The organism is Dyella sedimenti (assembly GCF_022760995.1).
In the GTDB taxonomy this organism is placed as follows: Bacteria; Pseudomonadota; Gammaproteobacteria; order Xanthomonadales; family Rhodanobacteraceae; genus Dyella; species Dyella sedimenti.
Map to the genome: position 1 here is coordinate 26,200 of NZ_JAKWJO010000009.1, position 11,261 is coordinate 37,460.

Below are 11,261 nucleotides of genomic sequence, written 5' to 3' on the forward strand. Positions count from 1 at the left end.
ACCCGGGGCAGGACGAAAGGATTGATGATACTAGGGTCGGCGGGCTATCCCAAACGCCACGCCGCCAGTGGCGCGGGTCGGCGCCACGGCACGCGGCGAGGCCGGCCGGCACCGCGGACTCCCCCGATCATCGTCCCGGATAGGGAGTGGCGGCGGGCTTCCGGGCTTTCAAGGTCCGGTGGATAGGCCGCTCAGCGGTGGTTTTTCACAAAAGCCAGCGGATTGACCACGCGGCCCTTGTACCAGACCTCGAAATGCACGTGCGAACCGGTGGAACGGCCGGTGGAGCCGGCCTCGGAAACCACGTCGCCCACGTGCACGCGCTGGCCCGGGTGGACCTCCAGCCGGCTGTTGTGGGCATAGCGGGTCATATAGCCGTTGCCATGGTCGATCTCGATCACCTCGCCGTAGCCGCTGCGCTCGCCGGCATAGGTGACCATGCCTTCGGCCACCGCATGCACCGGGGTGCCCTTGGGCGCGGAGATGTCCAGGCCAGTGTGATACGCGGCGTGGCCGCTGAACGGATCGGGACGGCCGCCGAAGTAGGAGGAAATATAGCCATCCACCGGCATCCCGGTGGGCTTGAGATTGGATTCGATCTTGGCATCCAGCAGCAGGCTCTGCAGCGCCGAGAGCTGCGCCTGCTGGCTGTCGAACTGGCCGGCCAGCTGGTCGATGCTGGTATCCAGGGTCTGCGGCAGGGCATAGCCGCTGTCCTGGCCATCCTCGACGCCGCCGACCGCTGGCTGTTCGTCGAAGTTGAACTCGCCATCGTCCAGCTTGCCGACCTGGGTCAGGCGCTCGCCCAGCGCATTGAGGCGGGTCGATTGCGCCTGCAGCTGGCCGAGCTTCACCGCCAGCCCGTCGATATCCCGCTGGGCGTCCTTGCGCACCTCGGCCAGTTGCTGGTTCTGCTGCTGCACCTGTTGCCGCAGGCGGCGGATCTCCGCCAGCGCCCGGTCATGCGGGCTGGACACCGCCATCGCGATCGCCCCGCCCAGGCCCGCGCAGCCGAGCACCGCCACCGCCGCCATGCCGATCAGGCGGTAACGCAGCCGCCGGTCGGCCAGATTCAGGGTTTTCGGCACCTTTTTGGTGCGGGACACAAGTATGATTTGCATGTCTTTCTTCGTCGAAGATGTCGGCATCCATGCAGCGCGACGCTCCACCACCCTCCCGCCGCGCCGGTTCCGGACTCACGCCCATTACCGCCTTCGGCCCTATCGCCTCACTGGCCCGCAAGGCCCGTGAGCTGGATGCGTTGGATCGCGCACTGCGCCAGACGTTACCGTCACCACTCCGCGAGCAGGTTCGTTTCGCCAACCTGCAAGACGGCCGCCTCGTTTTTCTGGCTCCCACACCGGCCCTGGCCGCCAGGCTGCGCCTTCTCCAGACGCAAATCCTCTCGACCGCACGCGCCATCGGCACGTACGCCCGTGCAATCACCGTGAAAGTGGCCCCCCCTCCACCGACGGAAAACGCGCCGGATCGGTCAAAACCGCTTTCGCCCGCCGCCGCCTCTCACCTGAGAGCCGCGGCGGCCTCAACCACAGACCCCGAATTGCGGGCACTGTTCCTCGAGCTGGCGTCCGTCGCCGAAGTTTCTGTTTCCCGACCCGACGGGGCGGCGGACTGACATCCGGCCCTCGCCGACTCCATTGGCGTACTTTCCTGACACCGATCTTCGGATCGGCGTACGTCGGTTTATACCATGCCCCCACGGACCTGATAGACCCTGATGTCATCAGTACGTGAACAGCTGCCAATGGAAGGGGCGAGGTATATCACAAAACGAACGGCCGCGTCCCAAGGACGCGGCCGTTCAGTTTGTTCAGCCTGGATGCGGACTTAGGCGGTCAGATCGCCTGGGCCGGATGGGCGTAGGAGATCGGCGCGGTGGCCGGGTCGTCGGCGAAGCTCACCTCTTCCCAGGCCGAGGCGTCGGCCATCAGGGTGCGCAGCAGCTTGTTGTTGAGCTCATGGCCCGACTTGTGCGCGTAGTAGGCGCCCACCAGACTGTGGCCCAGCAGGTAGAGGTCGCCGATGGCGTCGAGGATCTTGTGCTTGACGAACTCGTCCTCGTAGCGGAGGCCGTCCTCGTTGAGCACGCGGTAGTCGTCGAGCACCACGGCGTTGTCCATCGAGCCGCCGAGCGCGAGGTTGTGCTCGCGCAGCATCTCGATGTCGCGCATGAAGCCGAAGGTGCGCGCGCGGCTGACTTCCTTCACGAACGAGGTGGTGGAGAAGTCGATCTCCGCCTTCGAGGCGCGCTTGCTGATGATCGGGTGGTTGAACTCGATCGAGAAGCCGACCTTGAAGCCCTCGAACGGCTCGAAGCTGGCCCACTTGTCGCCTTCCTGCACCTTGATCGGCTTCTTGATGCGGATGAAGCGCTTGGCGGCATTCTGTTCCTCGATGCCGGCGGACTGCAGCAGGAACACGAAGGGACCCGCGCTGCCGTCCATGATCGGCACTTCCGGCGCGGAAAGGTCCACGTAGGCATTGTCGATGCCCAGGCCAGCCATCGCAGAAAGCAGATGCTCGACCGTGGAGACGCGCACGTCGCCGTTCACCAGGGTGGTGGAGAGGCGCGTGTCGCCCACGTTGTCGGGACGCGCCGGGATTTCGACCGGCGGATTGAGATCGGTACGGCGGAACACGATGCCCGTATTCGGGGCAGCGGGGCGAAGCGTCATATACACCTTGTCGCCGGTATGCAGACCGACGCCCGTGGCGCGAATGATGTTCTTGAGCGTACGCTGCTTGATCATTTTTTTGGTACCTGTAAGGGGCAGCAGCCAAATTAGGGGAGGGATGCTAACACAGTCTTAACCTGTGAAAAGCCAACCGGCCCCACACACTCTGCGCACCCTTTCATCCTCCTTTCATTCATGAATGAGTTTCATTCATGGGGCGAGCAGGAATTTCCCTATAACTTTCAAAAACTTGGCTTCAGCACAGCACCCCGGACCGGGACGGGATCCGATCACGGGGCGCCGAACCCACCGGGGATTCGATACCTGGCGGGTCATGCGTCATCCCTGAGGCACAGCTTGTGTACTCAAGAACGGGCGCCGGACAGCGTCAGCCGAGCCACGTTCCCCGAGGGGAAAACGGCCCTTCCGCGCGCGGACCACCGGGGCGGTACCGTGCGCGATTCGTTACTGACAAGTGAAACCGGCGTTTTGTTCAATTTTTCTTCAAATTATTTGACCTGTCAGTTTTGTCAGTCCGCCTGGCGGCGCAGGAAGGCCGGGATGTCCAGGTAATCGAAGCTCGGATCGGCGCCCTTGGCCGGGCCATTCGCTTCCGTACGGCTACTGGTGACGGTTTCCGGCTGGGCGTAATCCACCACTTCGTTGCCGGTACCGGTACGCAGCACCACCGGACGCGGACGCTGGCGCATCTCCACCTGCTGGGCCACCACCGGACGGATCGGCTGGCGGGCCGCGGCACGGTTGAGGCCGGTGGCCACCACGGTGACGCGCACATCGTCCTGCATCTCCGGATCCAGCGAGGTGCCCATCACCACGGTGGCGTCCTCGCTGGCGAAGTCGTGGATGATGCGACCGATCTCGTCAAATTCGCGCATGGTCAGGTTGGGACCGGCCGTCACATTGACCAGAATGCCGCACGCGCCATTCAGGTTGACATCTTCCAGCAGCGGGTTGTTGATGGCGGCCTCGGCGGCGGCCTGGGCGCGATCGTCGCCGCGAGCGGTGCCCGAGCCCATCATGGCCATGCCCATCTCGGACATCACGGTGCGCACGTCGGCGAAGTCAACGTTGATCAGGCCCGGTGCGGTGATGAGGTCGGCGATGCCCTGCACGGCGCCCTGCAGCACGTCGTTGGCGGCCTTGAAGGCATTGAGCAGCGTCACTTCGCGGCCGAGCACCGACAGCAGCTTCTCGTTCGGCACGGTAATCAGCGAATCCACGTGCTGGGAGAGATCCTCGATGCCCTTGGCTGCCACCTGCATGCGGCGGCGTCCCTCGAACGGGAACGGCTTGGTGACCACCGCCACGGTGAGGATGCCCTTTTCCTTGGCCAGCTGGGCCACCACCGGCGCCGCGCCGGTGCCGGTGCCGCCGCCCATGCCGGCGGTGATGAACACCATGTCCGCACCCTCGAGCACTTCCTCGATGCGCTCGCGATCTTCCAGTGCGGCCTGGCGGCCCACTTCCGGGTTGGCGCCGGCGCCCAGGCCCTTGGTCACGTTCGCGCCCAGCTGCAGGTGCGTGCGCGAACCGCAGCTCTTCATGGCCTGCGCGTCGGTGTTGGCGACGACGAACTCGACGCCTTCGATGTTGGCATTGAGCATGTGCGCCACGGCATTGCCGCCGCCGCCGCCCACGCCGATGACTTTGATGACTGCATTTGGTGCGAGTTTTTCGATCAGTTCAAACATTTCCCGTCCTCCGTAGAGCATCGTTGTCGTTGTAACCGCGGGTGCCGACGTTCCTGTCGTTCCCTGGGTGGTGGACGAACGTCCATTCGTCCGTGGCTGAGCCTCCCTGCCCCGCCCGTATCAGAAGTTCTTGGTGATCCAGCCGCGCAGCTTGTCGACCAGGCCCCCTACGCTGCCGCCCGCCGGCCCGCTCACGCGCATGCCGCCGGTGCGCGCGCCATGCAGCAGCAGGCCCACGCCGGTGGAATGCAGTGGATTGGCGACGACCTCGCCCAGGCCCGAGACGTGCTGCGGTACGCCGATGCGCACCATCTTGTGGAAGATCTCCTCGGCCAGTTCCAGCGCACCCTCCATGCGCGAAGCGCCGCCGGTGAGCACGACGCCGGCCGCCACCAGGCTCTCGTAGCCCGAGCGCCGCAACTCGTCCTGCACCATCTCGAAGATTTCCTCGTAGCGCGCCTGCACCGACTGCGCGAGCGACTGGCGGGCCAGGCGACGCGGCGGACGGTCACCCACGCTGGGCACCTGGATGGTCTCTTCCGCGTGCGCCAGCTGGGCCAGCGCGCAGGCATACTTGATCTTGATCTCCTCGGCATGCGCGGTCGGCGTGTGTACGCCGTAGGCGATGTCGTTGGTGACCTGGTCGCCGCCCACCGGCAGCGACTTGGTGTAGCGGATCGCGCCCTGGGTATAGATGGCGATGTCAGTGGTGCCCGCGCCGATGTCGACCAGGCACACGCCCAGTTCGCGCTCGTCATCGGTCAGCACCGACTTGGCGCTGGCCACGGCCGAGGGCACCAGCTCGTCCACGGTGAGGCCACAACGCTGGATGCACTTGGAGATGTTCTGCACCGCCGCCGCCGCGCCGGTGACCAGGTGCACGCTGGCTTCCAGGCGCACGCCGCTCATGCCCACCGGCGAGCGGATGCCGTCCTGGCCGTCGATGCGGTATTCCTGCGACTCCTTGTAAAGTACCTTGCGGTCGGCCGGGATCGCCACCGCGCTGGCCGCCTCCAGTACCTGGTCGAGATCGCCCGGGGTGACCTCGCGGTCGCGGATCGCCGCGGTGCCGTGCGAGTTCCTGGTCTCCAGGTGGCTGCCGGAGATCGAGGCGTAGACCGAGCGGATGTCGCAGCCGGCCATCAGTTCGGCCTCCTCCACCGCGCGCTGGATCGAGTGCACGGTCGATTCGATGTCCACCACCGAGCCGCGCTTCATGCCACGCGACACGTGGGTGCCGATACCGATCACCTCGATCGGCTCGCCGGGTTCGTATTCGCCCACGATCGCCACCACTTTCGAGGTGCCGATGTCGAGGCCGACCACCAGTTGCTTATCGTTCTTGGGTCTCATGTGCGCGGCGAGCCTCCAGCGTTCACGGCATTCGCCTGTGGCGGCCATCGAACGGCAAATCCATTGGTGTAGCGAAGATCGGCATAGGCGAAGCCCTCGGCGTGGCCGGCCATCAATTGCGGGTAGACGTCCAGGAAGCGGCGCAGCCGGCGGCCGGCCTGCTCGCGGTCGCCCAGCACGATCAGCGCATCGCTGCTGGTGGTCAGGCTCCAGCTGCCGCGCTCGGTGAGCGACACGCCGGTGATCTTCAGGTGGGTATTGGCGAAAGCCTTCTGCGTCTCGGCATAGAAGCTCACCACTTCGGCCAGCCGCGCATCGGGGCCATGCAGGTCGGGTAGCCCGGTATTCGCCGCCGCGTCCGGCACGTCGAACACCTGGCCCTGGCGGCTGATCAGCTGCTTCTCGTTCCAGCGCGCGAACGGTTGGCGCTCGTAGATGCGCAGCACCAGGGTGTCGGGCCAGCGCTTGCGCGCCTCCACCGATTCCACCCACGGCAGCGTGGCCACGGCCTTCTGCACGCCGTCCAGGTCGAGCGCGAAGAACCCCTTGCCGAGGCGCGGCATGACCACCTCGCGGAGCTGCTCGGCGGTCACGTGCTTGAATTCGGCCTGCACCGTCAGTTGGGTCACCGGCCAGCGATGGGCCGCGAACCACCCGCGCAGCACGCCGACGATCGGCAGCGCCACGAGCGCGATGGCCAGTACCCAGGCAACGAGGCGGATGGTTCCCCTCACGCGCCCTCCCGGAAGCTCGTCTCGAGCACGCGCCAGCACAGCGTCTGGTAGTCGATGCCGGCGACGGCGGCGGCCTTGGGCACCAGCGAGTGCGAGGTCATGCCCGGCGCGGTGTTCACTTCCAGCAGCCAGTTGCGGCCCTCGCGGTCGCGCATGATGTCCACACGGCCCCAACCCGAGCAGGCCAGTGCATCGAACGCGCGCAGCGCCAGCGCCTGCATCTCGCGCTCGGCCTCGCCCCGCAGGCCCGGGCAGAGATACTGGGTATCCTCCGCGATGTACTTGGCGTTGTAGTCGTAGTACTCGCCCTTGGGCACGATGTTGATGGTGGCCAGCACCTGGCGATCGAGGATGCCGACGGTGTATTCGCCGCCCACGATCAGGGTTTCCATCAACAGGTCGCCCGGGTACTTCTGGGCCAGCGCCACGGCGGCGTCGAGGTCATCTTCCCTGAACACGCGGGTGACGCCCACGCTGGAACCCTCCCAGGCCGGCTTCACGATCAGCGGGAAGCCGATCTCGCGCGCGGCAGCGTGCACGTCGGCGCCGCGCGGCAGCGCCTTGAAGCGCGGCGTCGGCAAGCCCAGGGCCTGCCACACCAGCTTGGCGCGGATCTTGTCCAGCGACAGCGCCGAACCCAGCACGCCGGAGCCGGTGAACGGCACGCGCAGCGACTGCAGCGCGCCCTGCAGCTCGCCGTTCTCGCCGCCGCCGCCGTGCAGGATGTTGAACACGCGGGCGAAATGGCCGGCGCGCACCGCGTCCAGCAATGCGGGAATGCCGTCGATGGCGTGCGCGTCCACGCCGCGCGCCTGCAGCGCGGCCAGCACGTTGCGGCCGGAATCGAGTGAGACCTCGCGCTCGGCCGAACTGCCTCCCATCACCACGGCGACACGGCCAAACTGGGCGGGATCGGTCATCGTCTTCGTCACTTGGAAGTCTCCCTCGCCTTCAGGTGGCCGGCCTGGGCCAGCTCCACCGCCGCCGCGCCGATATCGCCGGCGCCCAGCAGCAGCAGCAGGTCGCCATCGCGCAGCAGCGCGGGCAGCGTGTCCTTCAGTTCGCGCGGGTGCTCGATCAGCACCGGATCGACCTTGCCGCGCGCACGCACGGCACGCGCCAGGGCGCGACCGTCGGCACCGGCGATGGGCGCCTCGCCGGCCGGATAGACGTCCGTCAGCACCAACACGTCGGCCTCGGCCAGCACGTTGGCGAAGTCGTCCAGCAGGTCGCGCGTACGGCTGTAGCGGTGCGGCTGGAAACCGACCACCAGGCGGCGCTCCGGCCAGCCGCCGCGCGCCGCGGCGAACACCGCCGCCAGCTCGCGTGGATGATGGCCGTAGTCGTCCACAAGCAGCACCGAACCCTGGTCCAGCGCGATCTCGCCGCGGCGATGGAAACGGCGGCCCACGCCCTGGAAGTTCGACAGCGCGCGGGCGATGGCGATCGGCTCCACGCCGAGCTGCCAGCCGATGGTGGCTGCGGCCAGCGCGTTGAGCACGTTGTGCCGGCCCGGCAGGTTCAGCTCCACCGGCAAGGCGCTGTCGCGGCCCGGCAGGTGGAGGTCGAAATGCATCCGGAAGCCCTGTTGCTGCACATTGCCGGCGCGCACGTCCGCATCGGCGGCATCGATGCCGTAGGTCATCACGCGGCGCGTGGTGTCCTTGGCCAGCGCGGCCACTTCCGGGTCATCCACGCACAGCACGGCCAGGCCATAGAACGGCAGGCGGTGCAGGAAGTCGGCGAAAGCCTTCTTCACCAGCGCGAAATCGCCGTGGTAGTTCTCCAGGTGATCGGCGTCGATATTGGTGATCGCGGCGATCACCGGCGACAGCAGCAGGAAGGAGCCGTCCGACTCGTCGGCCTCGGCCACCAGGTACTGGCCCGTGCCCAGCCGCGCGTTGGCGCCGGCGGCATTGAGCTGGCCGCCGATCACGAAGGTCGGGTCGTAGCCTGCCTCGGCCAGCACGCTGGCGGCCAGGCTGGTGGTGGTGGTCTTGCCGTGCGTGCCGGCGATGGCGATGCCACGGCGGAAGCGCATCAGCTCGCCGAGCATTTCCGCGCGCGGGATCACCGGGACGCGCGCGGCGCGCGCGGCCACCAGTTCCGGGTTGTCCTGGGCGATCGCGCTGGAGGTCACCACCACGTCGGCATCGCCGATGTTCTCGGCGGCATGGCCGACATGCACCTCGATGCCCAGCTGCGCCAGGCGCTGCGCGGTCGGCGAGTTGGCGCGATCGGAACCCGATACGGCATAGCCGAGGTTGTGCAGCACCTCGGCGATGCCGCTCATGCCCACGCCGCCGATGCCGATGAAGTGCACGCGGCGGAAAGTGCTCATCAAATCTTCATGCGCGAGCAAGCGGCGCGGCGTCATGCGGCCACCTCCATGCAGGCGCGCGCGATCACCTCGGCCGCGTCGGGCTTGGCCAGCGTGCGCGCGGCCTCGGCCATTGCCACCAGGCGGGCGCGATCATCCAGCAGCGCCTCCAGGCGCTGCGCCAACTGCTGTACGTCCAGATCCTTCTCCTGCATCAATTCGGCCGCATGCGCGGCGACCAGCGCCTCCGCATTGCGGGTCTGGTGGTCATCCACCGCATAGGGAAACGGCACGAGCACCGAGCCGAGCCCGGCCGCCGTAAGCTCGGCCAGGGTGAGCGCGCCGGCGCGGCATACCGCGAGGTCCGCCCAGGCATAGGTGCCGGCCATGTCCTCGATGAAAGGCACGATCTGCGCCTGAACGCCGGCCTTTTCATAAGCGGCGCGCGCTTCGTCGATGCCACGGTTGCCGCACTGGTGCAGCACCTCGGGGCGCTGCGCGGGCGACAGCAGCGCCAGCGCCTGCGGCAGCGCCAGGTTCAACGCGCGCGCACCCAGGCTGCCGCCCAGCACCAGCAGGCGCGGACGGCCGCCACGGCCGGCCATGCGCTCGCGCGGCGGCGGCAGGGCGGCGATAGCGCCGCGCACGGGATTGCCCACCCATTCGGCGCCCGGCAGCGCATCGCTGAAACCGGCGAGCACGCGCTGGGCATGGGCGGCGAGCTTGCGGTTGGTGAAGCCGGCCACGCGGTTCTGCTCGTGTACCAGCAGCGGGCGATGCAGCAGACGTGCCGCCACGCCGCCCGGCCCGGCCACGTAGCCGCCCATCGACAGCACGCTGCGCGGCTTGATGCGGCGAAGCGCGGCAAGCGAAGCCAGCAGGGCACGGGCAAGCATGAACGGCGCCAGCAAGCGCGTATTTAACCCCTTGCCGCGCAAGCCGCCCACCGGCACCGTCACCAGTTCGATGCCATGCGCCGGCACCACCTTGGTTTCCATGCCGCCCACGGCGCCCAGCCACACCACTGGCACGCCCTTGCCTTGCAGCGCCTCCGCCACGGCGAGGCCGGGGAAGATATGGCCGCCGGTGCCGCCGGCCATGATGAGGACCGGCGCGCTCATGCGGTCACCGCCTCGCGCGCGGGCGCACTGGCGGCCACGGCCGGATTGGCGTCGGGCACGGCGTTGGCGGGAATGCGCGCGGCCATCTGGCGCGCGTCGATCGCGCGGTTGATCTCATAGGTGGTGCGCAGCAGCACGCCCGCCATCGCGCAGGTCAGCACGATGGAGGAGCCGCCATAGCTGATCAGCGGCAGGGTCAGGCCCTTGGTAGGCAGCGCACCCAGGTTCACGCCGACCGACACCATGGTCTGCAGGCCCAGCATCAGCGATACGCCGCAGGCCACGAAGCCGGCGAAGCGCTGGCCGATCTCCATGCCCTTGAGGCCCATGGCAAGGCCACGCCCCACCGCCAGCGCGAACAGGCCCATCACCAGCAGGATGCCGGCCAAGCCCAGTTCCTCGGAGATCACCGCGAAGATGAAGTCGGTGTGTGCCTCCGGCAGGTAGGACAGCTTGAGCACGCTGGAACCCAGGCCCACGCCGGTCCACTCGCCGCGGCCGATCGCCATCAGCGACTGGGTCAGCTGGAAGCCGTCGTTGAACGGATCGGCCCAGGGATCGATGAACGAGGTCAGGCGACGCATGCGGTAGGGCTCGAACTTGGCCACGAACCACAGCAGGGCCACCACCGGCAGGCCCATGCCGCCCAGGTACACCGGCTTGGCGCCACCTAGCCAGATCATGCCGATGGTCACCGCGATCATCAGCGTGGCCGAGCCGAAGTCCGGCTGCAGCAACAGCAGCACCACGAACAGGCCCGCCACCATGATCGGCTTGAACAGGCCCCAGAAACTGGTCTCCACGCTTTCACGGTGGCGCACGAGGTAACTGGCCGTATAGACCACCAGGATCAGCTTCACCGCCTCGACCGGCTGGAAGGTGGTGATGACCAGGTGCAGCCAGCGCCGCGCACCGTTGATGCGCGCGCCGATGCCCGGCACGAACACCAGCAGCAGCAGCAGCACCGCAAGGCCCAGCAGCAGGTAGGCGTGCTTTTCCAGCAGCTTCAGCTCGGTGCGCATGGCGAAGCCCGCCAGCACGGCACCAAGGCCGAGGAACAGCAGGTGCTTCTTGAGGAAATAGAACGCGCCGATGTGCTGGCTGTCCGCCACCGCGATGGAGCTGGAGGTGACCATCACCACCCCGATGCATGCCAGGCCGACAAGCGCGACCACCAGCGGCATGTCGAAGCTGCCGCGGGGTCCCTGTCGACGCTTGGCCTGGGTGGTGTCAAACATGGGCTCGCTCCGCGAGCGGTGAACAGTGAATGGTGAACAGCGAATGGGAAAAAGCGCGCACGACGGTGCGCGGCGCGAGCACGCACT

The 11,261-nt window shown here is 67.4% G+C and carries 10 protein-coding genes; 1 reads left to right on the forward strand and 9 read right to left on the reverse strand.

Going from position 1 to position 11,261, the window contains the following annotated elements; all coding sequences use genetic code 11:
• Positions 1–191 precede the first annotated feature (191 nt).
• Positions 192–1,121 (reverse strand): M23 family metallopeptidase, encoded by a 930-nt coding sequence (locus tag MJ605_RS16585; RefSeq protein WP_243042581.1) that lies wholly within the window; start codon positions 1,119–1,121, stop codon positions 192–194.
• Between the two features lie 29 nt (positions 1,122–1,150).
• On the opposite strand from MJ605_RS16585, the gene MJ605_RS16590 reads away from it, so the two are divergent.
• The gene (locus MJ605_RS16590) at positions 1,151–1,636 is read left to right on the forward strand and encodes a DciA family protein (RefSeq protein ID WP_243042582.1); all 486 of its coding nucleotides are present in this window, start codon (positions 1,151–1,153) and stop codon (positions 1,634–1,636) included.
• A gap of 220 nt (positions 1,637–1,856) precedes the next feature.
• Here the strand turns inward: MJ605_RS16590 and lpxC are convergent, their stop codons facing one another.
• From lpxC to ftsW, 8 genes are all read right to left on the reverse strand, one after another.
• A complete protein-coding gene (gene lpxC, locus MJ605_RS16595; protein ID WP_243042584.1) occupies positions 1,857–2,771 on the reverse strand; it encodes a UDP-3-O-acyl-N-acetylglucosamine deacetylase in 915 nt (304 codons plus the stop codon).
• 455 nt (positions 2,772–3,226) lie between these two features.
• Positions 3,227–4,408, reverse strand: a complete 1,182-nt coding sequence (gene ftsZ / locus MJ605_RS16600) for a cell division protein FtsZ (RefSeq protein ID WP_243042585.1) — start codon at positions 4,406–4,408, stop codon at positions 3,227–3,229.
• Positions 4,409–4,528: 120 nt separating this feature from the next.
• Positions 4,529–5,761, reverse strand: a complete 1,233-nt coding sequence (ftsA, locus tag MJ605_RS16605) for a cell division protein FtsA (RefSeq protein ID WP_243042586.1) — start codon at positions 5,759–5,761, stop codon at positions 4,529–4,531.
• Positions 5,758–6,495: a cell division protein FtsQ/DivIB gene (locus tag MJ605_RS16610; protein WP_243042587.1), complete on the reverse strand. Its 738-nt coding sequence runs from the start codon at positions 6,493–6,495 to the stop codon at positions 5,758–5,760. Before MJ605_RS16610 ends, ftsA begins: the two co-directional genes overlap by 4 nt.
• Positions 6,492–7,415 carry a D-alanine--D-alanine ligase gene (locus MJ605_RS16615; RefSeq protein ID WP_279237640.1) on the reverse strand — a complete coding sequence of 308 codons (924 nt, stop codon included), beginning with the start codon at positions 7,413–7,415 and terminating at the stop codon, positions 6,492–6,494. The genes MJ605_RS16610 and MJ605_RS16615 overlap by 4 nt, the downstream gene beginning before the upstream one ends.
• 8 nt (positions 7,416–7,423) lie before the next feature.
• Positions 7,424–8,872, reverse strand: coding sequence for a UDP-N-acetylmuramate--L-alanine ligase (gene murC / locus MJ605_RS16620; protein ID WP_243042589.1), 1,449 nt, complete (start codon positions 8,870–8,872; stop codon positions 7,424–7,426).
• Positions 8,869–9,936, reverse strand: coding sequence for an undecaprenyldiphospho-muramoylpentapeptide beta-N-acetylglucosaminyltransferase (murG, locus tag MJ605_RS16625; protein WP_243042590.1), 1,068 nt, complete (start codon positions 9,934–9,936; stop codon positions 8,869–8,871). The genes murC and murG overlap by 4 nt, the downstream gene beginning before the upstream one ends.
• On the reverse strand, positions 9,933–11,174 hold the full coding sequence (gene ftsW, locus MJ605_RS16630; protein WP_243042591.1) for a putative lipid II flippase FtsW: 1,242 nt from the start codon (positions 11,172–11,174) through the stop codon (positions 9,933–9,935). The genes murG and ftsW overlap by 4 nt, the downstream gene beginning before the upstream one ends.
• Positions 11,175–11,261 lie beyond the last annotated feature (87 nt).